This is a genomic window from Variovorax sp. RO1 (genome assembly GCF_002849325.1).
Lineage (GTDB): Bacteria > Pseudomonadota > Gammaproteobacteria > Burkholderiales > Burkholderiaceae_C > Variovorax.
The window spans coordinates 146,308-171,388 of record NZ_PKMT01000005.1; the positions used below are offsets into that span (position 1 = coordinate 146,308).

The 25,081-nt window shown below is 66.2% G+C and carries 20 protein-coding genes; 9 read left to right on the forward strand and 11 right to left on the reverse strand.

What is annotated here, in order from left to right:
• Window positions 1-55: 55 nt before the first annotated feature.
• The 3 genes from CY658_RS32550 to CY658_RS23775 form a co-directional block, all read right to left on the reverse strand.
• Window positions 56-787, reverse strand: coding sequence for a hypothetical protein (locus CY658_RS32550; protein WP_143713780.1), 732 nt, complete (start codon window positions 785-787; stop codon window positions 56-58).
• Window positions 788-1,195: 408 nt separating this feature from the next.
• Window positions 1,196-1,654 (reverse strand): GNAT family N-acetyltransferase, encoded by a 459-nt coding sequence (locus CY658_RS23770; protein WP_101492533.1) that lies wholly within the window; start codon window positions 1,652-1,654, stop codon window positions 1,196-1,198.
• 20 nt (window positions 1,655-1,674) lie between these two features.
• Window positions 1,675-2,658 (reverse strand): LysR family transcriptional regulator, encoded by a 984-nt coding sequence (locus tag CY658_RS23775; protein WP_101492534.1) that lies wholly within the window; start codon window positions 2,656-2,658, stop codon window positions 1,675-1,677.
• Window positions 2,659-2,765: 107 nt separating this feature from the next.
• Between CY658_RS23775 and CY658_RS23780 the strand changes: the two genes are divergently transcribed.
• Together CY658_RS23780 and CY658_RS23785 are read left to right on the forward strand one after the other, a co-directional pair.
• Entirely contained in the window at window positions 2,766-4,121 is a 1,356-nt protein-coding gene (locus tag CY658_RS23780; RefSeq protein ID WP_099795889.1) for an aspartate aminotransferase family protein, read from the forward strand.
• Window positions 4,122-4,143: 22 nt separating this feature from the next.
• Window positions 4,144-5,661 carry a CoA-acylating methylmalonate-semialdehyde dehydrogenase gene (locus tag CY658_RS23785; protein WP_099795888.1) on the forward strand — a complete coding sequence of 506 codons (1,518 nt, stop codon included), beginning with the start codon at window positions 4,144-4,146 and terminating at the stop codon, window positions 5,659-5,661.
• A gap of 18 nt (window positions 5,662-5,679) precedes the next feature.
• On the opposite strand, the gene CY658_RS23790 is transcribed toward CY658_RS23785, so the two are convergent.
• The 5 genes from CY658_RS23790 to CY658_RS23810 are packed head-to-tail and all read right to left on the reverse strand — an operon-like array spanning window position 5,680 to window position 11,090.
• Complete coding sequence (locus CY658_RS23790; protein WP_101492535.1) at window positions 5,680-7,068, reverse strand: FAD-dependent oxidoreductase; 1,389 nt, start codon at window positions 7,066-7,068, stop codon at window positions 5,680-5,682.
• A 9-nt stretch (window positions 7,069-7,077) separates the two neighbouring features.
• Window positions 7,078-7,647: a phosphonate degradation HD-domain oxygenase gene (locus tag CY658_RS23795; protein ID WP_101492536.1), complete on the reverse strand. Its 570-nt coding sequence runs from the start codon at window positions 7,645-7,647 to the stop codon at window positions 7,078-7,080.
• 2 nt (window positions 7,648-7,649) lie between these two features.
• Window positions 7,650-9,098: a phosphonoacetaldehyde dehydrogenase gene (gene phnY / locus CY658_RS23800; RefSeq protein ID WP_101492537.1), complete on the reverse strand. Its 1,449-nt coding sequence runs from the start codon at window positions 9,096-9,098 to the stop codon at window positions 7,650-7,652.
• Window positions 9,099-9,115: 17 nt separating this feature from the next.
• Window positions 9,116-10,342, reverse strand: a complete 1,227-nt coding sequence (phnA, locus tag CY658_RS23805; RefSeq protein ID WP_101492538.1) for a phosphonoacetate hydrolase — start codon at window positions 10,340-10,342, stop codon at window positions 9,116-9,118.
• Window position 10,343: 1 nt separating this feature from the next.
• Window positions 10,344-11,090 carry a phosphonate utilization associated transcriptional regulator gene (locus tag CY658_RS23810; protein WP_101492539.1) on the reverse strand — a complete coding sequence of 249 codons (747 nt, stop codon included), beginning with the start codon at window positions 11,088-11,090 and terminating at the stop codon, window positions 10,344-10,346.
• A gap of 165 nt (window positions 11,091-11,255) precedes the next feature.
• Here CY658_RS23810 and CY658_RS23815 point away from each other — a divergent pair, with 165 nt between their 5' ends.
• From CY658_RS23815 to CY658_RS23835, 5 genes are all read left to right on the forward strand, one after another.
• Window positions 11,256-12,293, forward strand: coding sequence for a putative 2-aminoethylphosphonate ABC transporter substrate-binding protein (locus tag CY658_RS23815; protein ID WP_101492540.1), 1,038 nt, complete (start codon window positions 11,256-11,258; stop codon window positions 12,291-12,293).
• Window positions 12,294-12,369: 76 nt separating this feature from the next.
• Window positions 12,370-13,509 (forward strand): putative 2-aminoethylphosphonate ABC transporter ATP-binding protein, encoded by a 1,140-nt coding sequence (locus CY658_RS23820; protein WP_101492541.1) that lies wholly within the window; start codon window positions 12,370-12,372, stop codon window positions 13,507-13,509.
• Window positions 13,506-15,230 (forward strand): putative 2-aminoethylphosphonate ABC transporter permease subunit, encoded by a 1,725-nt coding sequence (locus tag CY658_RS23825; protein ID WP_101492542.1) that lies wholly within the window; start codon window positions 13,506-13,508, stop codon window positions 15,228-15,230. Before CY658_RS23820 ends, CY658_RS23825 begins: the two co-directional genes overlap by 4 nt.
• A gap of 52 nt (window positions 15,231-15,282) precedes the next feature.
• Complete coding sequence (locus CY658_RS23830) at window positions 15,283-16,413, forward strand: 2-aminoethylphosphonate--pyruvate transaminase (RefSeq protein WP_101492543.1); 1,131 nt, start codon at window positions 15,283-15,285, stop codon at window positions 16,411-16,413.
• A gap of 74 nt (window positions 16,414-16,487) precedes the next feature.
• Window positions 16,488-17,930 carry an MFS transporter gene (locus CY658_RS23835; protein ID WP_101492544.1) on the forward strand — a complete coding sequence of 481 codons (1,443 nt, stop codon included), beginning with the start codon at window positions 16,488-16,490 and terminating at the stop codon, window positions 17,928-17,930.
• 7 nt (window positions 17,931-17,937) lie between these two features.
• Here CY658_RS23835 and CY658_RS23840 read toward each other — a convergent pair whose 3' ends face one another.
• Window positions 17,938-19,227 carry an SUMF1/EgtB/PvdO family nonheme iron enzyme gene (locus CY658_RS23840; RefSeq protein ID WP_101492545.1) on the reverse strand — a complete coding sequence of 430 codons (1,290 nt, stop codon included), beginning with the start codon at window positions 19,225-19,227 and terminating at the stop codon, window positions 17,938-17,940.
• A gap of 163 nt (window positions 19,228-19,390) precedes the next feature.
• Between CY658_RS23840 and CY658_RS23845 the strand changes: the two genes are divergently transcribed.
• Both CY658_RS23845 and CY658_RS23850 read left to right on the forward strand, forming a co-directional pair.
• Window positions 19,391-20,002: a TRAP transporter small permease subunit gene (locus CY658_RS23845; RefSeq protein ID WP_101492546.1), complete on the forward strand. Its 612-nt coding sequence runs from the start codon at window positions 19,391-19,393 to the stop codon at window positions 20,000-20,002.
• Window positions 20,003-20,025: 23 nt separating this feature from the next.
• A complete protein-coding gene (locus tag CY658_RS23850; protein WP_101492547.1) occupies window positions 20,026-21,879 on the forward strand; it encodes a TRAP transporter large permease in 1,854 nt (617 codons plus the stop codon).
• Window positions 21,880-22,020: 141 nt separating this feature from the next.
• Here the strand turns inward: CY658_RS23850 and CY658_RS23855 are convergent, their stop codons facing one another.
• Both CY658_RS23855 and dxs read right to left on the reverse strand, forming a co-directional pair.
• Window positions 22,021-23,103 carry a TRAP transporter substrate-binding protein gene (locus CY658_RS23855; RefSeq protein WP_101492548.1) on the reverse strand — a complete coding sequence of 361 codons (1,083 nt, stop codon included), beginning with the start codon at window positions 23,101-23,103 and terminating at the stop codon, window positions 22,021-22,023.
• Window positions 23,104-23,233: 130 nt separating this feature from the next.
• Window positions 23,234-25,078 (reverse strand): 1-deoxy-D-xylulose-5-phosphate synthase, encoded by a 1,845-nt coding sequence (gene dxs, locus CY658_RS23860; RefSeq protein ID WP_101492549.1) that lies wholly within the window; start codon window positions 25,076-25,078, stop codon window positions 23,234-23,236.
• Window positions 25,079-25,081: the final 3 nt, after the last annotated feature.

The window sequence follows — 25,081 nt, forward strand, 5'->3', positions numbered from 1 at the left end:
ATGCATTCACGCATGGGAACAGCGCATGAAGCCAGAATTTCTGGCGTTCAGATCCTTACGCCCCTGATCGAAAACCCATGAGCCAAAGGATGAGCAGAAACGGAACACGAAGCAAATCTTGAATTGCGTCCCTGATCTCGTGCAGCGGGGCGAGCACGAAATTGATGCGGCTATTGCGGGCCAGTTTGGCCTGATCGTCTTCCGTTATTTCAATGTAATTCACGGAGGAGCAACACCAACTCTCTATCACCCTCCCCGCATCTGAGCTCCTGCTGAGAACTGGGTACTGCCTCCCGACAAGATCGCGTCTCCACACCATATAGAGGGGAGGCTCAAAATCGCCAATCACGTTGCGGTTGGAAGGAGAAAATCCTAACTCTTTCAAGTGCTCCCGCATTTCTTCTGAAAGTATGGTTTTCGTTTCGGGCAGCCCAGAGTCATACCCTCCAAACTGAATCTCGACGTTTGCAGAGGCCGCACCGTCTGGTGCAACACTCAACAGGCCGAAAGTCACATGGTCTGGGTTGTCGAACAAGAGCCAAAACGAAGCCGTCTCTGAGGGGGCTGGCATTTCGCTCAGGCGATTTTGAGGCAACGAAAACTCATAGTCGTGCTCTTTCGTGCGCAGGAGAAGTAGTTCGCCCGAAGCGCTCAGGCGAATGTCTACGAGCGTCTCGCTGGAACGTTGGGGTGAAGTCTCATATTTGGGAGCCAGGAAGGAAAGGCCAATCAGCGCAATTCCTCCCCACGCAAGTCCTCCTCGCAGCAGATTTCTGAAACTTCTCATCGCCGTCCTTTGTAAAAGCGACTTGGGCAGTCTCGCCAGCGGCACCGCCCCCTCGCTTCCAAAGTTTGCGACTCGTGCACAACGTGCACTGCAAACAAGCGTCACCCCACAGCGGGGCGAGCAGGACAGTTCGTGTGAATGTGGAAAATTAACGGCAGTGCGTCCACGACTGGCGCGTTATTTGTGCGCCCGCTCAAGCCACCCTTGAAGCGCCGGCACCGCCCCTGGACGCTTCAGCGAGCCCGACGTGGACTACCACACGCAGCTACTGGTGGCCATGCGGACGAGGAGCGGCGGCTGATGGCCGAGCACATGGTGGATGCGGAGCACCACATGCATGAGATGGAAGCGTACATCGGGGCGAAGCATTTGTTGCTGCCCAGCGGGCAGCGATAGCACCACAAAGGTCTAGAAGACCTTGCGAAACCGCTCGGCCCTGCCGAAGCGCACGGCGACGGTGCCGTTCGCCTCGAATCCGCAGCGAAGGTAGAACGACCCGGCGTGCGGATTGCCGGTGACGTGGAGTGCCGACGCACCCTGGCGCCGGGAAAGCTCGACACAGTGCGCGACCAATGCCTTGCCGATGCCGCGACGCCATGCCTCGGGCTCGACGAACAATCCATCGAGTTCGGCGCTGCCGTCGTCGTTGGGCAGCACGACAGCGAATCCAGCCATCGCACCATGGAACTCTGCCACGAACACCCGGCCATCGACGATCTGGGCAGGCGGCAGTTCGATGGCGCCCGGTTCGGACTGAATCGCCTCGCGATCGCCAGGGTTCGCGAGCGATGCGCGCCGCTGCAAGTCTTCGAGTGCCCGGTGTTCCGACACAAGTGCAGTGCGAATACGCAGGGGTTTTTCGGTCATCTTGGATGGTTTCTGTACCTTCAGATCTTCTTCGCACCGCCATGCGCCTGCTCCAAACACGCCTGAAACGCCAACACCGCCCGTGAAGGCTTCGGCGAGCGCCGCAGCAGGCTCACGAACCGGCACGCATAGTTGAAGCGCGCCGGCAGCACCGCCTTCATCAGCCCGCGCTGCTCGAACACTTGCGCGTAGTGGTCGGGCAGAAAGCCCAGGAAGCGCCCCGACAGAATCAGCGTCGCAATCGCCTCCTGGTCGAACCCGGTCGCCTTGCGCGACAACCTCGCCCGGTGGCTCAGCTCCATGTTCGGCGAGTGATACCCCAACCCCGCGAAATGGTGCTCGCCGAGCTTCGACCACGTGAGCTTGCCGTGCGGGCTGTCGAACAGCGGGTGCCCTTTGCCGCAGTACAGCAGCATGGTTTCGTCGAACAGGTCGGCGTAGACCAGGCTCTTCGAGCTGCGGTGCGCCGGGATGATGCCGATCTGGAAGTTGCCCTCCAGCACGCCCTGTTCGATGGCGTTGATCGAACCCACGTGCACCGCCAGGTTCACCTCGGGCGCGATCTCGGTGAAGCGCGCAATGGCCTCGCCGATGCGCGCCTTCGGGTTGGTCGCGGTCTTGTCGAACAGCGCCACCTCCAGCTGCCCGCCCATGCGGTTGTGGATGTCGTCGATGCTGCCGCGGAAGGCGTCGACCGAGGCCAGCAGCCGCAGCGTCTCGTCGTACACGCGCTGGCCCTCGGCCGTGAGCGCAAAGCCTGCCCGGCCGCGCCGGCACAGCACGAGGCCCAGGCGCGTTTCCAGGTCTTTCACGTGGCGGCTCACGGTGGAGGTGCCGATGTTCAGCTCCAACTCGGCCGCCGCCATGCCGCCGCAGTCGACCACGCTCTTGAACACCTTGAGCAGGCGTAAATCCATGTCGCTGAGCTGCCCCAGCACGGCGCGGTTGCGGGTGCCCTGGGCACTGGTTTCGGTGGCGGGCGAGGCCTTGGCCTTTACTTGCATGGATCGTCAAGTGAACATTGATATTGCGCCATTCTCCACACTGAAGGCTCTGCGAACAATCGGCACATCCCTTCACCCCCCGGAGCCCGCCCTGCGCGGGATGCGCCATGACCCTCGCCACACCCGCCATCGAACCCACGCCCACTGCGCGCACCGACGCCGCCTGGCTCGAGGCGCACTGGATGCCCTACACCGGCAACCGCAACTTCAAGGCCGATCCGCGGATCATCGTGGAGGCAAAAGGCGCCTACTTCACCGACAACGACGGCCGCAAGATCTTCGACGGCCTCTCGGGCCTGTGGTGCTCGGGCCTGGGCCACGGCCGCCCCGAGATCACCGAGGCGGTGAGCCGCCAGATCGCCAAGCTCGACTACTCGCCCGCGTTCCAGTTCGGCCACCCGCTCTCGTTCGAGCTGGCCAACAAGATCAAGGAACTGACGCCCGCCGGCTTGGACTACGTGTTCTTCACCGGCTCGGGCTCCGAAGCCGCCGACACCTCGCTGAAGATGGCGCGCGCCTACTGGCGCACCAAGGGCCAGGCCGGCAAGACGCGCTTGATCGGCCGCGAGAAGGGCTACCACGGCGTGAACTACGGCGGCATCTCGGTGGGCGGCATCGCGGCCAACCGCAAGCTGTTCGGCCAGGGCATCGAGGCCGACCACCTGCCGCACACGCAGCTGGCGGCCAACGCCTTCACGCGCGGCATGCCCGAGAACGGCGCCGAGCTGGCCGACCGCCTGCTCGACCTCATTGCGCTGCACGACGCCTCGACCATCGCGGCCGTGATCGTCGAGCCCTTTGCCGGTTCGGCCGGCGTGGTGATTCCGCCGAAGGGCTACCTGAAACGCCTGCGCGACATCTGCACGGCGCACAACATCCTGCTGATTTTTGACGAAGTGATTACCGGGTTCGGCCGCTGCGGCGCGCTCACGGGCGCCGATGCCTTCGGCGTCACGCCCGACATCATGAACATCGCCAAGCAGGTCACCAACGGCGCGCAGCCGCTGGGCGCCGTGGTGGCCAACAAGGACATCTACGACACCTTCATGGCGGCCGGCGGCCCCGAGTACATGCTCGAGTTCCCGCACGGCTACACCTACGGCGCGCACCCCGTGGCCTGCGCCGCCGGCATCGCCGCGCTCGACGTGCTGCAGAAGGAAGACATGATCGGCCGCGTGCAGACGCTGGCCCCGCACTTCGAGAACGCCGTGCACAGCCTGAAGGGCAGCAAGCACGTCGCCGACATCCGCAACTACGGCCTCGCCGCCGGCATCACCATCGCCGCGCTGCCGGGCGAGCCCGCACGCCGCCCCTACGAGATCGCGATGAACTGCTGGAAGAAGGGCTTCTACGTGCGCTACGGCGGCGACACGATCCAGCTCGCACCGCCGTTCATTTCCGAGAAGGCCGAGATCGACCGCATGGTCAACGCCCTCTCTGACGCCCTCGCAGAAACCGCCTGAATCCCTTTCGAGATACCAAGACATGCAACACGACAAGAACGTCACCGCCACCATCGGCCACTTCATCGACGGCAAGCACGTCGGCGGCGGCAGCCGCGTGCAGCCGGTGTTCGACCCCGCCACCGGCCTGTCGGCCAAGAGCGTCGCGCTCGCCGACAAGCTCACGGTCGAGCAGGCCATCGCCGCGGCGCAGGCCGCCTTCCCGGCCTGGCGCAACACGCCGCCGCTGAAGCGCGCCCGCGTGATGAGCCGCCTGAAGACGCTGCTCGAAGAAAACGCCGACACCATCGCCGCGCTGATCACCGCCGAGCACGGCAAGGTGCTGGCCGACGCGCACGGCGAGCTGCAGCGCGGCATCGAGAACGTCGAGTACGCCAGCTACGTGCCCGAGCTGCTCAAGGGCGAGCACAGCAAGAACGTCGGCCCGTCGATCGACTCGTGGAGCGAGTTCCAGGCGATGGGCGTGGCGGCCGGCATCACGCCGTTCAACTTCCCCGTCATGGTGCCGCTGTGGATGTGGCCGATGGCCGTGGCCTGCGGCAACACCTTCGTGCTGAAGCCCTCGGAGCGCACGCCCTCCTCCACGCTGTTCATGGCCGAACTCGCGCTGCAGGCCGGCCTGCCGCCGGGCGTGCTGAACGTGGTCAACGGCGACAAGGAAGCGGTCGACACGCTCCTGACCGACCGCCGCGTGAAGGCCGTGAGCTTCGTGGGCTCGACGCCCATCGCTGAATACATCTACACCACGGGCACGGCCCACGGCAAGCGCGTGCAGGCGCTCGGCGGCGCCAAGAACCACGCGGTGGTGATGCCCGATGCCGACATCGGCAACGCCGTGAGCGCGCTCATGGGCGCGGCCTACGGCTCGTGCGGCGAGCGCTGCATGGCGATTCCGCTGGTGGTGGCCGTGGGCGATGCCACGGCCGACGCGGTGGTCGAAGGCCTGAAGGTCGAAATCGCCAAGATGAAGGTCGGCCCCGGCACCGACAACGGCAACGACATGGGCCCGCTGGTCACCCAGCCGCACTTCGAGAAGGTCAAGGCCTTCGTCGACGCGGGCGTGGCCGCCGGCGCCAAGCTGGTGGTCGACGGCCGCGGCATCCAGGTCGAAGGCCACGAAGGCGGCTACTACCTCGGCGCCTGCCTGTTCGATCACGTGAAGCCCGGCATGACGATCTACCAGGAAGAGATCTTCGGCCCGGTGCTCGGCGTGGTGCGCGTGAAGACGCTGCAAGAGGCGATGGACCTGATCGACGCGCACGAGTACGGCAACGGCACCTGCATCTTCACGCGCGACGGCGAGGCCGCGCGCTGGTTCAGCGACAACATCCAGGTCGGCATGGTCGGCATCAACGTGCCGCTGCCGGTGCCCGTGGCGTACCACTCGTTCGGCGGCTGGAAGCGTTCGCTGTTCGGCGACCTGCACGCCTACGGCCCCGACGCCGTGCGCTTCTACACCAAGCGCAAGACCGTCACGCAGCGCTGGCCTTCGGCCGGCGTGCGTGAAGGGACGATGTTCTCGTTCCCGTCGAACCGCTGATATAGCGGCATCCGCAGGTCAGGCTTTATCAGCCTTGCCTGCGGCATTCGCCAGCTTGCTGAGCATGCGGTCCACCAGCCACGGCTGGCGGTCCTCATCCTCAGCACGTTCCTTGCGGCGGATCGCGTTGCGCACGACGATCGAGCCCACATAGCGCATCGGCTCCGGCGGAAAGTATCCCAGCGGCCCTGCCGTGATCGGGCTGCGCGTCCATGCGTTGTCCTGGTCGAGCACCAGCGACGACAGGATCTGCCCGCCCATGTAGGTCGGCCCCACCCCGTTGCCCGAGTAGCCGAAGCCGTAGTAGATGTGCGGCGCGCCATCGAGCTTGCCGAAGAACGGGAAGCCCGTCACCGAGCGGTCGGACGGACCGTTCCAGCTCGCGGTGATCGGCGTGTTGCTCAACGCGGGGAAGAAGGAATGCAGGGCCTGCGTGAGCTCGGCCTCGTACGGCGAGCGCTCGTCGAACACCTTGGCCATGCGGCCGCCCCACGCGAAGGTGTTGCCGCCCTTGCCCAGCATGATGCGACCGTCGACCGTGCTGCGGTAGTAGTACACGAAGGTGCGCGAGTCGAGCACCGACACGCCGTCGGTCAGGCCGATCTGCTGCAGCAGATCGGGGCAGCGCTCGGTGATGATCATGTCGCTCGACACGATGGCGATGGTCCGCTCGAACTGCGGGAAGCGGCTGGCCATCCACGCATTCATTGCAAGCACCAGTTTCTTCGCGCGCACGCGCCCGGTGGGCGTGCGCACCACCACGGGCTGGTCGGTGCTGAAGTCGAGCATCGGCGTGCGCTCGTGGATGCGAATGCCCATGGCCAGCGCCACGCGGCGCAGCCCGCGCACCAGCTTGCCCGGGTGCACGGTGGCGGCAATCGGCGAGTAGACGCCGGCCAGGTTGCGCGCCGAGCCCGAGCGCCGCGCCACCTCATCGGGCGGCAGCGCGTGGTACGAATGGATGCCGCGCGCCTCCAGCGCCTGCATCATCGGATCGAGCGTGCCGATCTGCGCCTGCGAGGTCGCGGTGTAGAGCGTGCCGTCGCGCCGCAGCTCGGCGTCGATGCCGTGCGCGGCGCAGAAGTCGGCGATGTGCTGCACCGCCGCTTCCGACGCCTTCACGAGGCGCACCGCCTCGTCTTCGCCGAACAGCCGCCGCAGCGTCAGGAACTTGGCCGACCAGGTGAGCAGGCAACCGCCGTTGCGCCCGCTTGCCCCGGCACCGCAGAGGTCGCTTTCGAGAATGACGATGTCGAGCGCGGGCGCCTGCAGCTTGGCCTGAATGGCTGTCCACAGGCCGGTGAAGCCACCCCCGACGATGCAGACGTCGGCGGTGGTTTCACCTTGCAGCGCCGGGGCCAGATCGCCGTCGTTGAAGAGCGCTTGTTCGATCCAGAAGGGGCGCATCCGTGTGCCTTAGGCGTTGAGGGCTTGCCGGTGCTCGGCGGAACTGATTTCGAGATGGCGCACGAAGTGTGCGAGGCCGGGCATGTCGGCATCGGCCATCTTGGCCGTGTCGTCCCACTGCCGCAGGCGCACTGCATCCATCGCGTACGGCAGGGCCTCGAAGGCCTGGGCCTGCGCCTCGTCGAAGACGCCGCCCTGCAGTTGCAGGCTGCGCTTCGAGTCGGCCGACAGCGCCTCCAGGTAGCCGGGCACGCGCGCACACAGAAAGCGCTTGGCGTCCACATGCAGCCTGATCGGCTCCAGCGTGGCCGGGCCGAACAGCGCGCGCAAAAACGGCAGGCAGCGGTACTGATGCAGGTCGTCCAGCCCCTGCTGCGTCGGCGTGCCGCCGAAGTCGTGCAGCAGGTGGCCCAGGTCGTGCAGCAGGGAGGCGGCGATCAGCGCGCTGTCCGCCCCCTCCTGCTCGGCCAGGTGTGCCGACTGCAGCGCATGCTCCAGCTGCGTGACCGGCTCGCCGTCGTACTGCGCATGGCCCTTGGTCTCGAAGAGGCCGACGATGTCGGGGATGCTGAGGCTCATGGTTACCAGGGCAGCGAGTAGGTCTTGGTGTTGGTGAAGCTCTTCATCGCTTCGAGCACGCCTTCCTTGTAGCCCAGGCCCGAGTCCTTGATGCCGCCGAAGGGCGTGAGCTCCAGGCGGTAGCCCGGCACCTCGCGCACATTGACACTGCCCACGTTCAGCTCGCGGATGAAGCGCGTGATGTAGTCCAACCGGTTGGTGCAGATCGACGACGACAGGCCGTAGGCCGTGCCGTTCGAGATGCGGATCGCCTCGTCGATGTTCTTGAAGCGGATCACCGGCGACACGGGGCCGAAGGTCTCCTGCTTGGCGACGGTCATCTCGGGGTCGACGTGGTCGAGCACGGTGGGCGAATACAGCGCGCCACGGCGTTCGTTGCCGTACAGGAGCTTGGCGCCGGCTGCGATGGCTTCGTTGACGACCGCTTCGAACTGCTTGGCAGCCGCCTCATCGATCACGGTGCCCATGTCGGTGTCGGGGTCCATCGGGTCGCCGTACTTCAGCGCCTTGGTCTTGGCGACCAGGAGTTCGACGAACTGATCCGCGACCGACTCGTGCACCAGCATGCGTTTGACTGCCGTGCAACGCTGGCCCGAGTTCTTGTAAGAACCATTGGCAGCGAGCGTGGCCGCTTCTTCGATGTCCGCGTCTTCCATCACGATGATCGGGTCGTTGCCACCCAGCTCCAGGATCTGGCGCTTGTAGGTGGCCTTGCCCGCGATGTACTTGCCGATGGGCACGCCGCCGGTGAAGGTGACGAGGTCGACGTCGGCATTGGTCAGCAGCTCGTCGGCGATCTCCTTCGGGTCGCCCGTGAGCACCGACAGCATCTGCGGTGGCAGGCCTGCCTCGTACAGGATGTCGGCCAGCAGGAAGGCCGTGAGCGGCGTCTTCTCGCTGGGCTTGAGCACGATGCGGTTGTTGGTCGCAATGGCCGGCGCGACCTTGTGGATCACCTGGTTCAGCGGGTGGTTGAACGGCGTGATGGCGGTGATGGCGCCCAAGAGCGGCTCGCGCATCGTGTAGACCTTGCGGCTCTTGCCGTGGTGCGTGAGGTCGCACGAGAACACCTGGCCGTCGTCCACCAGTGCCTGGTTGGCGGCGAACAGCAGCACGTCGGAGGCGCGGCCCACTTCGTACAGCGAGTCCTTGCGCGACAGGCCCGACTCGAGCGTGATGGTGCGCGACATTTCATCCAGGCGCGACGCGATGATCTCGCCGGCGCGCATGAGGATCTTGTAGCGCTCGTAGCGTGTGAGCGTGGGCTTGTAGTCGCGGGCGATGCGCAGGGCATTGCGCACGTCGTCCAGCGTGGCCTTGGGCACGGTGGCGATCACCTCGCCAGTGTACGGGTAGGTGACGTCGATGGTGCGGTCGCGGTGGACTTTCTCGCCGGCGATGCGCAAGGCTTCGCGGTGGACAGTGCCTGGCTTCAGGATGGCTTGGCTCATGGGTGCTCCGTGCAATGTCAGCGTGCGTGGTTCAGGGCGAGGTCGAGCGCGTCGAAGTTGCGCAGCCGGCGGCCGGCGGCAATGCCTTCGACCGGGCGGTTGCAGATCAGCGGCACCTTCTGCTCGGACACGCCGCCGTGCGAGCGCAGCGGCACTTCGAGTGCCGAGAGGTCGTGGCGGCTGGCAGCGGTACCGATGACGGTGCTCTGCTCGCTGACGACCACGATGTCGCCGATGCGGTCGGGCGGCAGCTCGAAACGCTGCGCGGCTTCCTTGCGCGAGAGCACGAGCTCCATGCCCGGGATGCCCTTGATGCGCTCGATCCAGCCCGGCACGCTGGCTTCGTCGGGTGCGTACACCGTGGCGAAGGAACCGAGCGCGCCGTGGTGCACCACATACGGATCGGTGATCGGCAGGATCACGCGGGCCGTTTCAGCGCCGTACCAGCTGTCGAGCACGTCCTGCAGATAGATGACGTTGGGCGAACCATCGGCACCGTGCTTGTCGTTCATGCCGTGGTCGGCCGTGAGCACGATGGTGGCGCCGAGTGCGTCGAGTTGCGCGAGGTAGCCGTCCATCATTTGGTAGAAGGCATTCGCTGCGGGACTGCCCGGTGCGGCCTTGTGCTGCACGTAGTCGGTGGTCGACAGGTACATCAGGTCGGGCCGCTGCGACTCCATGAGCTTCACGCCGGCGGCGAACACGAACTCCGAGAGTTCGGCGCTGTACACCGAAGGCACAGGCATGCCGACCATGTCGAGCACGTTGTCGATGCCGTTCTCTTCCATCGTCACCTGGTCCGACTTCTCCGACGAGAAGCAGATGCCCTTCATCTTGTGGCCCAGCAGCTTGCGCAGCTTGTCCTTGGCGGTGATCACGGCGAGCTTGGCGCCCGCGTCGGCAAACGCGGCCAGCACGGTGCCGGCACGCAGGTACTTGGGGTCGTTCATCATCACTTCCTGACCCAGCTCGCGGTCGAAGAAGTAGTTGCCGCAGATGCCGTGCACGGCCGGCGGTGCGCCGGTCACGATCGACAGGTTGTTGGGGTTGGTGAACGAGGGCACGACGCAGTCGGCGAGCAGGTCGGCGCCGTCCTTGCGCATGCGGGCGATGTACGGTGCCACGCCGGCTTCGATGGCTGCGTCGAGGTAGGCCGGCTCGCAGCCGTCCACGCACACGACCACGATCGGACGGGCCATCCAGCGATAGCTTCTGGCATTGACTTCAAGTGTCTCCGGTGTCATTTCAGACTTCCTTTTGGGGTGGGTGGTTCGGGGTAACAGGGGTGTTGCTGATGGCAGCCGCATCGCCGTCGATGCGACCGAAGGCCTTGTGCATGCGCGCGCGGCTGTCGGCGACGTGCGTGCGCAGCGCGCGGCCTGCCGTGTCGGCGTTGCCGCTGGCAATGGCGTCGACGATGTGGCTGTGCTCGTCGGCCGAGACCCGCAGGCCGCCGCCGCTGTCGAGCGCGCGCATTCTGAAAAGGTGCAGCTCCTTGACGAGCCGCTTGTAGGTTTCGGTGAGCTTCTTGCTGCCGGCCGTGTCGAGCAGGATCTCGTGGAACTGCAGGTTGAGCTGCGCGTACTGCTCCACGTCCTGCGCCTGGGCCGCCGAGCGCATGGCGTCGACCATGGCGCGCAGGCGCTCGACCGCGTCGGGCTGGATGGCCAGTGCCACGCGCCGGCCGATGATTTCTTCGAGTGCTTCGCGCAGTTCGTAGATCTCGTCGGCTTCCTCGAACGCGATCTCGCGCACGAAGACGCCGCGGTTCTTCTCGTTGCGCACCAGGCCGGCCTCTTCCAGGGCACGCAGCGCCTCGCGGATCGGGCCGCGGCTGGTGTTGAAGCGCAGCGAGAGCTCGCTCTCGTTGATGCGGCTGCCCACGGGAAGCTCGCCCGTCATGATCAAACGCTCGATTTCTTCCTGCATCAGCATCGGCAGCGAGCTGGACTGGAGGAACGCGAGGGCGGCGGAGTGATTGCTGGTGACCATGGGGCGTATTTTCCCGAAGGATCGTCAACTGTCAACAATTTTTTATTGACAGTCGGCAATCAGCAACCTACATTGCAAACACCGGACGGCGTTGGACACCTTCGCGCCGGCGCCAGCCCCTCACTCACCCTCTTCAGTGACAGCCAGCCTTTCAGGAGAAAACAGATGACGATGAAACAAAGCACGCGCCGTCTCACGGCCGCCCTGTGTGTTGCAGCCCTCGGCCTCATGTCCGGCAGTGCGTGGGCGCAAAAGACGCCCCTCCTGGTCTACACGGCGCTCGAGACCGACGCCATGAAGCTCTACAAGGACGCCTTCGAAAAGGCCAACCCCGACATCGAAGTGAAGTGGGTGCGCGACTCCACCGGCATCGTCACCGCCAAGCTGCTGGCCGAAAAAGCCAACCCGCAGGCCGACGTGGTGGCCGGCCTGGCCGCCAGCAGCCTGGCGCTGCTGCAGCAGGAAGGCATGCTGCTTCCTTATGAGCCCAAGGGCTTCAACGAACTGAACCCCGCGTACTCCGACGCCGCCCGCCCGCCCGCCTGGGTCGGCATGGACGTATGGGCCGCCACCATCTGCTTCAACCATGTCGAGGCCAAGAAGCTCGGCCTGCCCAAGCCCGAAAGCTGGAAAGACCTGACCAAGCCCATCTACAAGGGCACGATCTCGATGCCGCACCCGGCCTCCAGCGGCACCGGCTACCTCGACGTGTCGTACTGGCTGCAGAACCTGGGCGACGCCGAAGGCTGGAAGTACATGGACGCGCTGCACCAGAACATCGCGCAGTACGTGCACTCGGGTTCCAAGCCCTGCAAGCAGGCGGGCGCGGGCGAGTTCCCCATCGGCATCTCGTTCGAGTTCCGTGCGCACCAGGTGAAGAAGTCGGGCGCGCCGGTCGACCTGATCTTCCCCAAGGAAGGCCTGGGCTGGGACATCGAGGCCACCAGCCTCATGAAGACCAGCACGAAGCTGGCGCAAGGCAAGCGCTTTGCCGACTGGATGGCGAGCAAGGAAGCCAACCAGATCAGCGCACGCTGGTGGGCCGTGGTCGCCTACCCGGGCGTGGTCTCCAAGCTCGAAGGCATTCCCGAGAACTACGAGAAGCTGCTGGCCAAGAACGACCTGAACTGGGCTGCGAAAAACCGCGAACGCATCCTCGCGGAATGGAGCAAGCGCTACGAAGGCAAGGCCGAACCCAAGTAAGCCCGACGGCATCCCCGGTTTTCAATTCACGGGTGCCGCCGCAACTGGTGACGCCCTCCAACGACGAGTGCGAAAAATGGACATGACCGACACCCGCTTCATTGCCAGCCAGTTGACCCCCACCGCGGCCCCGCCCGCGGCCCTCGAAATCGTCGGCGTTCGCAAGGACTTCGAGACCTTCAGCGCGCTGCGCGACGTGCACCTGCGCGTGAACCCGGGCGAGATGCTGTGCTTTCTCGGCCCCTCGGGCTGCGGCAAGACCACGCTGCTGCGCATCATTGCGGGCCTCGAAACACAGACCGCCGGGCAGATCCTGCAGAACGGCAAGGACGTCTCGTGGCTCTCGCCGGACAAGCGCGACTACGGCATCGTGTTCCAGTCGTATGCGCTCTTTCCCAACCTGTCGATCGCGGACAACGTGGGCTACGGCCTCGTCAACAGCCGCGCGAAACGGGGCGAGATCAAGGCGCGCGTCGACGAGCTGCTGAAGCTGGTCGGCCTGCCCACCTCGGGCGCCAAGTACCCGAGCCAGCTCTCGGGCGGCCAGCAACAGCGCGTGGCCCTGGCCCGCGCGCTGGCCACGCGGCCTGGCCTGCTGCTGCTCGACGAGCCGCTGTCGGCGCTCGACGCGCTGGAGCGCATCCGCCTGCGCGGCGAAATCCGCCGGCTGCAGAAGCAGGTCGGCATCACGACCATCATGGTCACGCACGACCAGGAAGAAGCGCTCTCGATGGCCGACCGCATCGTGGTGATGAACCACGGCGTGATCGAGCAGGTCGGCACGCCGATGGAAATCTACGAGCAGCCGGCCACGCCCTTCGTGGCCGACTTCGTGGGCAAGGTCAACGTGCTGCGCGCGGTGGCGCTGGGCAACCAGCGCTTCCAGGTCGGCGACATGGAGCTGCAGTGCGACGCCTGCGACGGCGCCTTCGAGCCCGGCGACGACGTCAACCTGTACCTGCGCCCCGAAGACCGCGCGGTCGAGCACCTGCACGAGGACACGCCCAACCGCCTGCAGGCCAAGGTCACGAAGGTCGAGTTCCTCGGCGGCCTGTGCATCGCCGAGGTGACCGCCGACGCGCTGCACGGCCAGACGCTGGGCCTGCACTTCTCGCTGAACCAGCTGCACGACCTGGACATCCGCGAAGGCAACACGATCGACATCGCGCTGCGCGCCAACCGCATCCGCGCCTTTGCCGCGCGACAGGCCAAATGAACACGCTGGCACATCCCCGCCCTGCGTTGGCCGCACGCCCGGCTCTGCGCTGGAGCCGCGACGAGACCATCGCGCGCGCCATCTTGTTCGTGGTGATGGCGATGCTGTTCGTGTTCCTCGTCGCGCCGCTGCTGACCATCCTGGCGCACGCGGTGCAGGACAAGAACGGCAACTTCGTCGGCCTGGCCCACTTCATCACCTACTTCCAGACACCGAGCCTGCTGCGCGCGGCGTGGAACTCGATCTGGGTGTCGGCCGCGGTGGTGATGATCTCGGTGCCCACGGCCTTCGTGTTCGCCTACGCGCTCACGCGCAGCCGCATGCCGGCGCCGCTGAAAGCGGTGTTCCGCCTCATCGCGCTCATTCCGCTGCTCGCACCCTCGCTGCTGTCGGCCATTTCGTTCGTGCAGTGGTTCGGCAACCAGGGCGCGCTCAAGTTCCTGCTGGGCGGCGCCTCGATCTACGGTGCGCCCGGCATCATCCTGGCCGAGGTCTACAACACCTTTCCGCACGCGCTGATGATCCTCGTCACCGCGCTGTCGCTGGCCGACGGCCGGCTGTACGAGGCGGCCACCGCGCTGCGCACGCGCCCGTTCCGTCAGTTCATGACGATCACCCTGCCCTCGTGCAAGTACGGCCTGATCAGCGCAGCCACCGTGGTCTTCACCTATGTGGTGAGCGACTTCGGCGCGCCGAAGGTCATCGGCGGCAACTTCAACGTGCTGTCGGTCGACGTGTTCAAGCAGGTGGTCGGGCAGCACAACTTCTCGATCGGTGCGGTGGTCGGCATGCTGCTGTTGCTGCCGTCGATCATCTCGTTCGTGATCGACTACGTGGTGCGGCGCAAGCTGAAGGCGCAGCTCACGGCGCGCTCGGTGCCCTACACGCCCAAGCCGCGCAAGGTGGCCGATGCCGTGCTCACGCTGTTCTGCACCGTGGTCTGCGGCCTGCTGCTGGCGACCATCGGCATGGCGGTCTACACCTCGGCGATCTCGCTGTGGCCGTACGACCTGTCGTTCACGCTCAAGCACTACCACTTCGTGCTCGTCGAGAGCGACATGGCGGCCGCCTACGGCAACAGCCTGATGGTGGCGATGGTGACGGCGGTGGCCGGCTCGCTCATCGTGTTCGTGGGCGCCTACCTGATCGAGAAGACGCGCAACCTGGGCCTCATGCGCAAAGGCATGCACCTGATGGCGGTGCTGTCGATGGCGGTGCCGGGCCTGGTGCTGGGCCTGGGCTACGTGATGTTCTTCAACCATCCGTCCAACCCGCTGAACTTTCTCTATCAGACGATGGCGATCCTGATCATCTCGATGGTGGTGCACTACTACACCTCGAGCCACCTCACGGCGGTGACGGCGCTCAAGCAGATCGACAACGAGTTCGAGGCCGTGTCGGCCTCGCTCAAGGTGCCGTTCTTCAAGACCTTCCTGCGCGTGACGGTGCCGGTGTGCCTGCCGGCCATTCTCGACATCGGGCGCTACTTCTTCGTGGTGTCGATGGCCAGCCTGTCGTGCGCAATCTTCCTGTACACGCCGGAGACCATCCTCGCGTCGGTTGCGATCATGCATCTGGACGACGCCGGCGACATCGGCCCGGCCGCCGCGCTGGCCAGCCTGATCGTCGTCACCTCGACGCTGGTGTGCATCGCCTACGCCCTGCTCACGCGCGTGCTGCTTGCACGCACGCAGGCCTGGCGCAACCTCAGCCGCGGCTGAACGATTCCTTTCACCTCTCGCCCCTCATTCCCTTTCCCTGCCTGGAGACATCATGAGTCAAGCCGCCCACCCCATCCTGCTCACGCCCGGCCCCCTGACCACCTCGGACCGCACCCGCCAAGCGATGCTGCGCGACTGGGGTTCATGGGACGCCGACTTCAACCAGATCACGGCGCGCATCCGCAAGGAAGTGCTGAACATCGTGCACGGCACGGGAACGCATGAGTGCGTGCCCTTGCAAGGCAGCGGCACCTTCTCGGTCGAAGCGGCCATCGGCACCATCGTGCCGCGCAACGGCCATGTGCTGGTGCCGAGCAACGGCGCCTACTGCCAGCGCCTCGCGAAAATCTGCAAGGTGCTGGGCCGCAAGCTCACGACCATCGACTACACCGAAGAAAAACAGGTCTTGCCCGCCGACGTCGACCGCGCCCTCGCGGCCGACCCCAGCATCACCCACGTGGCCGTGGTGCACTGCGAAACCGGCGCCGGCGTGCTCAACCCGCTGCACGAGATTGCGCTGGTCGTTGCCAAGCACGGACGCGGCCTGATCATCGACGCCATGAGCTCCTTCGGCGCGCTGGAGATCGACGCGCGCAAGACGCCGTTCGACGCCGTGGTCGCCGCCTCGGGCAAGTGCCTCGAAGGCGTGCCGGGCATGGGCTTCGTCATCGTCAAGCGCAGCACGCTCGAAAAATGCGAAGGCAACTGCCACTCGCTGAGCATGGACCTGTACGACCAGTGGGTCTACATGGAGAAGACCACGCAGTGGCGCTTCACGCCGCCCACGCACGTGGTCGCCGCGCTCGACACCGCCATCGCGCAGTACATCGAGGAAGGCGGCCTGCCCGCGCGCGGTGGACGCTATGCGCGCAACTGCAAGGCGCTCATCGACGGGTTGGCCACGCTGGGCTTCCGCAGCTTCCTCGACCCGGCGATCCAGGCGCCGATCATCGTCACCTTCCACGCGCCCGACGACGCCAACTACGACTTCAAGACCTTCTATCAAGAGGTGAAGAAGCGCGGCTACATCCTCTACCCCGGCAAGCTGACGCAGGTCGAGACCTTCCGCGTGGGCTGCATGGGGCACTTCGGCGACGCGGGCATTCCGGGTGCGGTGGCGGCCATTGCCGACACGCTGAAAGCCATGGGCATCCGGCAGGTGACGGCGGCCGTGCCGGCCTGAACCTCTGAACAGACCGGCGCATTGCAGCACCGGTCCTACAACGCGGGGGTGATGCGCTTCGCATAATCCCCCGCATGACGGTTCTGCGCAGCGACATCCCTGCCCGCCTGGACCGCCTGCCGTGGTCGCGCTGGCATTGGCGCGTGGTGATCGCGCTGGGCGTGGCCTGGATTCTCGACGGCCTCGAGGTCACGCTGGTGGGCTCCATCGGCGCGGTGCTGGAGCGACCCGACACGCTCGGGCTCACGGCGGGAGAGATCGGCTGGTCGGGCTCGATCTACATCGCGGGCGCAGTGATCGGCGCGCTGGTGTTCGGGCGGCTCACCGACCGGCTCGGGCGCAAGAAGCTGTTCTTGCTCACGCTCGTGGTCTACACGATCGGCACGCTGGCCACGGCCTTCTCGCCCAACTTCGCCTTCTTTGCGCTGTGCCGCTTCGTCACCGGACTGGGCATCGGCGGCGAGTACGCAGCGATCAACTCGGCCATCGACGAACTCATTCCGGCGCGCGTGCGCGGGCGTGTGAACCTCGCGATCAACGGCAGCTTCTGGATCGGTGCGGCACTCGGCGCGGCGCTGAGCCTGGTGCTGCTCGACGCGCGCGTGATCGGCCCGGTGTGGGGCTGGCGCGCCGGCTTTGCATTGGGTGCGGTGCTTGCGGTGGCGATCCTGCTGGTGCGGCGTCATGTGCCCGAGAGCCCGCGATGGCTCATCGCGCACGGACGCGCGGAGGAGGCCGAGCGCATCGTCGCGGACATCGAGCGCGAAGTCGAAGTGCAGCACGGTCCGTTGCCCGCCGCCCAAGGCCACGTCAAGTACACCGCCGCGCGCCAGAACAGCCCGCCGATGCGCGAGGTGGCGCGCGTGCTGCTGCGGCGCTACCCGGCGCGCAGCATGGTGGCCGTGGCGCTCATGGTGTCGCAGGCCTTTTTCTACAACGCGATCTTCTTCACCTACGCGCTGGTGCTGACGCGCTTCTACGGCGTGACCGAAGGCCGCGTGGCGCTGTACATCTTTCCGTTTGCGCTGGGCAACGTGCTCGGACCGCTGCTGCTGGGCCCGCTGTTCGACAGCGTGGGCCGGCGCAAGATGATTGCGCTGACCTATGTGCTGGCCGGCGTGGGCCTGGCGCTCACGGGCTGGGCCTTCATGCAGGGCTGGCTCGACGCGCGCAGCCAGGCGCTGTGCTGGTCGGCGGTGTTCTTCCTGGCGTCGGCGGCGGCCAGCTCGGCCTACCTGACGGTGAGCGAGGTGTTCCCGCTCGAGATGCGCGCCATGGCCATCGCGATCTTCTATGCCATCGGCATGGGCGCGGGCGGCTTCGTGGCGCCGGTGCTGTTCGGTTTGCTGATCGAGACCGGCAGCCGCGGCGCGGTGATGGTGGGCTACCTGATCGGCGCCGTGCTGGTCATCGTCGCGGGGCTGCTGGCGCTGCGCTATGCGGCCGATGCGGAACGCAAGCCGCTGGAGGAAGTGGCGCCGCCGCTGTCGTCGGAAGCGGGCGGCGAACGGCCCTGAGGGCGCGCTACAGCGCGCAGGTGCGAAAGCCGAAGAAGCCGTCGTCGGAATCGGGCAGCGCAAAGCCACGGCGGCGCGGCGAGCGCAGCCGCGCACGGGTCGCGAACGAGGCACCGCGCAGCACGCGCGCGCGGCCGAAGGCGGCCACCGGATCGAACTCGCCACCCGCGCTCCACGGATCGGCCCGGAAACCCGGCCAGGGCTGCAGCGTGCCTGCCGTCCACTCGTGCACGTCGGCCCAGCGGAAGCCGCGCCGCGCGGCCGTGTGGGCCGCGATTTCCCATTCGACCTCGGTCGCGATGCGCCGGCCGGCCCAGCGCGCCCAGGCGTCGGCCTCCCACCAGCTCAGGTGCACGGCGCTGTGGTGCCCGGCCGCGCGCACGGTGACGCCGAAGCGCTGCTGCAGCACCGAACCGCCCGTGCCGTTGCGCGCCACGCCGATCTGCTCGACATGGCGCGGGCCGCGCCGGCCTTCGGTCTGTGCGGCGAGCCAGCGCCAGCCGTCGCTGTGCCACAGCTCCTCGCGGTCGTAGCCGCCGTCGTCGACAAACTGGATGTACTGGTCCCAGGTGACGGGCTGGGCGTCGATCTCGAACTCGGGCACGTCGACGCGGTGCGCCGCGCCTTCCTGCGCGAACATGAAGCCGCTGTGCTCGGGCAGGCCGAGCTCCCAGCGCGTGGCGGGCAGCAGCAGCGGCTCGTGCGTGACGGCGATGGGTGCCGGCTCGATGTTCAGCGGCAGGCCCAGCGTCTGCGCCAGCACCACGAGCTGTTCGCCGCGCAGGTCTTCATGGAACAGCGCGAGCCGGTAGAAGTACAGGCCGGCATCGGTCTCGGCGGCGTTCTCGAGCAGTTCGAGCGTGCTCTCGAGGGTTTCGAGCAGGTAGGCCTTGGTCTGGCCCAGGCCCGGCAGGTCGGGCGACCCGCTGCGCTCGGCGGCGCCCTGGGCGGGGTTCCACCAGTCGTCGGCGTCGGGGTCGATGGCGGCCAACCGCGTGGGGCGCACGGGGCAGTCGATGCCGAAGGCGCGCTGCGTGTTGCGCCCGATCCACCATTCGGCGAACCAGCCGATGTGGCCGGCCAGCCAGACCGGCGGCAGCACGCCCGGCTGCTGCGGCACGCGCATGCTTTCGCCCAGCGCCTCTTCGAACAGGGACAGCAGGTGCAGCGTGTGGTTGCGGGCGTCGATGAGGGCCAGCGAGAGCAGGTCGCGGCCGGCGCGGCGCATGTCGGGGGAGTCGATCGACAGCGGGCCCGCTGCCGCCGGGGCCGGTGGGGGGCGCGGAGTCTGGGCCATGTCGCATTATGGCCACCATGGCAGCCCTGGGTAGGACCCGAAAAGAACTTTCCCCGTACACCGATAGAATCCGAGCCGCCTCTTGCACCCGACCCGTTGGCACACAAAGCCAGTGCGTCGGGTGCCGTCGTATCGGGGCATCCAATACAAAAATGGAGATGTAATGCAAGGCTTGCTCAAGCTGTCCCGGGCCATTGACTGGCTCAATGCCCAGGTCGGCAAATACGCCATCTGGCTCATCCTGGCCGCCACGGTGATCAGCGCCCTCAACGCGATCGTCCGCAAGGTCTTCAACACCAGTTCCAACGCCTTCCTCGAAGTGCAGTGGTACCTCTTTGCCTGGTCGTTCCTGGTGGCCGCCGGCCTCACGCTGCTGCAGCGGGAACACGTGCGCATCGACGTGCTGAACAGCCGCCTGTCCAAGCGCACGCAGGTGTGGATCGACATCGTCGGCTTCTCCCTCTTCCTCACGCCGCTGTGCATCACAGTGCTGTGGCTGTCGATGCCGGTGGTGATCCAGATGTACCAGTCGGGCGAGATGTCCGGCAACTCGGGCGGCCTGATCCGTTGGCCGGTGTGGGTGGCACTGCCGGTGGGCTTCGTGCTGCTGATGCTGCAGGGCTGGTCGGAACTCATCAAGCGCATCGCGTTCCTGCGCGGCCAGGGTCCTGACCCGATGGGCCGCCTGACCGACAAGACCGCCGAAGACGAACTCATCGAGGCGCTGCGTCGCCAGGCCGAGGCGGACGCCGCCGCGGCCAAGCCCCAGCACTGAACGGCCAAGGCAGAAAAGACACCATGGAATTCATTGTTGCCAACTTCGCCCCGATCATGTTCGCGGGGCTGATCTGCTTCCTGCTATTGGGCTTTCCCGTCGCGTTCAGCCTCGGCGCCTGCGGTTTGTTCTTCGGACTCGTGGGCATCGAGCTGGGCGTATTCCAGGCCTCCGTCATGGCCTGGCTGCCGCAGCGGCTCATCGGCATCATGGCCAACGACACGCTGCTCGCCGTGCCCTTCTTCACGCTGATGGGGCTCATATTGGAGCGCAGCGGCATGGCGGAAGACCTGCTCGACACGGTCGGCCAGGTCTTCGGCCCGATGCGCGGCGGTCTCGCCCTGGCGGTGATCTTCGTCGGCGCGCTGCTGGCGGCCACCACCGGCGTGGTGGCGGCTTCGGTCATCTCGATGGGCCTGATCTCGCTGCCCATCATGCTGCGCTACGGCTACGACCGGCGCCTGGCCAGCGGCGTGATCGCCGCCTCGGGCACGCTGGCGCAGATCATCCCGCCCTCGCTGGTGCTGATCATCATGGCCGACCAGCTCGGCAAGAGCGTCGGCGACATGTACAAGGGCGCGTTCCTGCCCGGCTTCATGCTGATGGGCATGTACGTGCTGTACGTGGTGTTCCTGGCGATCTTCAAGCCCGCGCAGGTGCCCGCGCTGCCGCCCGAGGCACGCACCTTCCGCGAACCCAACGGCGGTGGCGGCTACGCCTCGCTGGTGGGCATCACCGCGCTGTCGGCCGTCGTGGCCGTGTTCCTGGCGCGCAACATGGAGACCGTGCACACCTGGTTCCAGGGCGAGCCCGTGACCTTCGTGGCCACCGACGAGAAGGTCGTGGTCGCCATGTGCGGCGGCGTGTTCGTGGCGCTGGTCATTGCGCTGATCAACAAGGGCCTCAAGCTCAACCTGCTGTCGCGCCTGGCCGAACGGGTCACCTTCGTGCTGATCCCGCCGCTGCTGCTGATCTTCCTGGTGCTGGGCACCATCTTCCTGGGCGTGGCCACGCCGACCGAAGGCGGCGCGATGGGCGCCATGGGCGCGCTGATCATGGCCTGGGTGCGCCGTCGCATGAGCTTCTCGCTGCTCAAGCAGGCGCTGGGCTCGACCACGCGGCTCTCGAGCTTCGTGATGTTCATCCTGATCGGCGCGACGGTGTTCAGCCTGGTGTTCCAGGCCGCCGACGGTCCGATCTGGGTCGAGCACCTGCTGACCTCGCTGCCCGGCGGCCCGGTGGGCTTCCTGATCGCGGTGAACGTGCTGATCTTCTTCCTGGCGTTCTTCCTCGATTACTTCGAACTGTCGTTCATCGTGGTGCCGCTGCTGGCCCCGGTGGCGCACAAGATGGGCATCGACCTGATCTGGTTCGGCGTGCTGCTGGCGGTGAACATGCAAACCTCGTTCATGCACCCGCCCTTCGGCTTCGCGCTGTTCTTCCTGCGCTCGGTCGCCCCCGAGAAGCAGTACGTGGACCGCGTCACGCAGAAGGTCATGGAGCCCGTGACCACGATGCAGATCTACAAGGGCGCGATTCCCTTCGTGCTGATCCAGCTGACGATGGTGGGCGTGCTGATCGCGTTCCCGCAGATCGTGACGGGCAGCCTCGACAAGGAAGTGAAGGTCAACCTCGACGACATCGGTGCGCAGATGCGCGACAGCCTGAAGCCCGAAGAAGGCCAACCGGCAGCCGACCCGTACGGCGGCGCCGAAGAATCCGAGCCGAAGGTCGAAGTGCCTGGCGCGGAAGGCACGGCACCTGCCGCACCTGCAGCCGTCCCGTCTTCGACGCCCGAGCCGGCGGCCGAGACCGGCGAGACCGATCCGATGAAGGCGATGCAGGACGCATTGAAGTCGCCGCCGCAGAAGCCCTGAGCGGCCTCCGTTTCTCAAGCCAAAGCCCCCGACCTCGGGGGCTTTTTTCATGCCCGCGCGAAAGCAGTGGACGGCGCGCACCAACGAAAAAGGCCGGCCTGCTTGCGCAGACCGGCCTTTCGATGAAGCCTCAGCAGACCGTCAGATCTTGACCGAGTTCATGTACTGGTTGAACGGGTACTCCGAGAAGCGGTTCCACAGGATCTGGTCGCGCTGGAAGGCACGCATGTCCTGGTGGATCTTCTTGAACTCGGGCGACTTGCCTTCGTGCAGCGCGAACACTTCCATCGAGGCCTTGAAGCCGGCGTCCATCACGGCCTTCGGGAAGGCCTTGAGTTGCGTCTTGGCAGCCACGAGGCGCTTCAGCGCCACGGGGTTGTAGGCGTCGTACTTGGCGGTCATGTCGCGTGCGGCAACCTTGGTCGCGGCGTCGAGGATGGCCTTGTTCTCGTCCGACAGCTTGGCAAACGCCTTGTTGTTGATGAAGAACTCGAGGTCGGCGCCGCCTTCCCACCAGCCGGGGTAGTAGTAGAACGGGGCGACCTTGTTGAAGCCCAGCTTTTCGTCGTCGTGCGGGCCGACGAACTCGGCTGCGTCCAGCGTGCCCTTTTCGAGCGACTGGTACACGTCGCCGGCAGGCATGTTCTGCGACACCACGCCCAGCTTGGCCATGGCCTCGCCGAACACACCGCCGCCCATGCGCATCTTCAGGCCCTTGAGGTCTTCGACGGTCTTGATTTCCTTGCGGTACCAGCCACCCATCTGCGTGCCGGTGTTGCCGGCGCTGGCGGTGCGGAAGTTGTACTGCGCGAAGAACGCGTCGAGCAGCTTGCGGCCGTTGCCGTACTCTTTCCACGAGTCGTTCTGGCGGGCCGTGAGGCCGAAGGGAACGGCGCAGCTGAACGCGAAGATCGGGTCCTTGCCGGTGAAGTAGTAGGCGGCGGATTGCGCCATTTCGAGCGTGTCGGCCTGCAGGGCATCGACCACGCCGAACGCGGGCATCAGCTCGCCGGCGGGGTGGACCGAGATTTCGAACTTGCCGCCGGACAGCGCCTTGACCGTCTTCGAGAGCGTTTCAGCGCTACCGAAGATGGTGTCCAGGGAGCGGGGGAAGCTCGAGGCCAGGCGCCAGCGAACCGCGGCCTGCGCATGGACGGCAGGGGCGATGCCAGCGGCCAAAACGCCGGCGATGCCCGCGTTTTTGATGAGGGAACGACGATCCATTGAATTCACTCCGAGTGCTTTGGAAAAAACAAAACGCGGCTTGTGACCGCGTCAGGGACTTTTGTGAGTCCTTTTGATTGTAAAAACGCGCTTACAGGTGACTGGCGGGGGTTTACCCTGCGCCCTCTTGTCAAACGAAGCGTTTCTTGATTGCAGCGGCAATGCCGTCGGCATCGAGACCGATCGACGCCAGCAGCTTGGCCGGATCGCCGTGCTCGATGAAACGGTCGGGCAGGCCCAGCTGCAGCACCGGCTTCTGAACGCCCGCGGCCTGCAGGGCCTCCACCACCGCACTGCCCGCGCCGCCCATGATGGCGCCCTCTTCGAGCGTGACGAGCGCGTCGTGCGTGCCCGCGACCTGCAGCAGCAATTCGACGTCGAGCGGCTTGGCCCAGCGCATGTTGACCACGGTGGCATCGAGCGACTCAGCCGCCGTGAGCGCCGGGTACAGCAGCGTGCCGAACGCGAGGATGGCGATGCGTTGGCCTTCACGGCGAACTTCGCCCTTGCCGAAGGGCAGTGCATCGAGCGTGAGGTTCGGCGTGGTGCCGGCGCCCGCGCCGCGCGGGTAGCGCACGGCCACCGGGTGGCTCTGCTCATAGGCGCTCGTCAGCAGCTGGCGGCACTCGCGCTCGTCGGCCGGGCAGGCGATGCTCATGTTGGGAATGCAGCGCAGGAACGGGATGTCGTAGGCGCCCGCGTGCGTTGCACCGTCGGCGCCCACGAGGCCCGCGCGGTCGAGCGCGAACACCACCGGCAGGTTCTGGATCGCCACGTCGTGGATCAGCTGGTCGTAGGCGCGCTGCAGGAAGGTCGAGTAGATCGCCACCACGGGCTTGAGGCCCTCGCAGGCCAGGCCGGCCGCGAACGTGACCGCGTGCTGCTCGGCAATGCCGACGTCGTAGTAGCGATCAGGAAAGCGCTTTTCGAACTCCACGAGCCCCGAGCCTTCGCGCATCGCGGGCGTGATGCCCACGAGGCGGCCGTCGTGCGCGGCCGTGTCGCACAGCCACTGGCCGAAGACCTGCGTGAAGGTCTGCTTGGCGGCCGTGGTCGACTTGACCAGCCCGACCTGGGGATCGAACTTGCCCGGGCCGTGGTAGGCCACCGGGTCGGCTTCGGCGAGCTTGTAGCCTTGCCCTTTTTTCGTGACCACGTGCAGGAACTGCGGGCCGTCCAGGTGCTTGAGGTTCTCGAGCGTGGGCACCAGCGAGTCGATGTCGTGGCCGTCGATCGGGCCGACGTAGTTGAAGCCGAACTGCTCGAACAGCGTGGCCGGCACGACCATGCCCTTGGCATGCTGCTCCAGGCGCTTGGCCAGCTCGAACAGCGGCGGCGCATTGCGCAACATGCTCTTGCCGACATTCTTGGCGGCGGCGTAGAAATTGCCGCTCATGAGCTGCGCGAGGTAGCGGTTGAGCGCGCCCACCGGCGGGCTGATCGACATGTCGTTGTCGTTCAGGATGACCAGCAGCTTGCAGTCGCACACGCCCGCGTTGTTGAGCGCCTCGAAGGCCATGCCGGCCGTGAGCGCGCCGTCACCGATGATGGCCACGGCATGGCGCTTCTCGCCCTTCTGCTTGGCGGCCATGGCCATGCCGAGCGCGGCCGAGATGCTGGTCGACGAGTGGGCGGTGCCGAAGGTGTCGTACTCGCTCTCGCTGCGCTGCGGAAAGCCCGAGATGCCGCCCAGCTGGCGCAGCGTGGGCATGCGCTCGCGCCGGCCCGTGAGGATCTTGTGCGGGTAGGTCTGGTGACCCACGTCCCACACCAGCCGGTCGTGCGGCGTGTTGAACACATGGTGCAGCGCCACCGTCAGCTCGACCGTGCCGAGGTTGGAACTCAGGTGACCGCCGGTGCGCGAGACGTTGTCGAGCACGCAGGCGCGCACCTCGTCGGACAGCTGCTTGAGCTGGGCCCGGTCGTACTGGCGGATCGGCGAAGGGTCGTGGAGAGTGGGAAGCAGCGGAGCCATGGA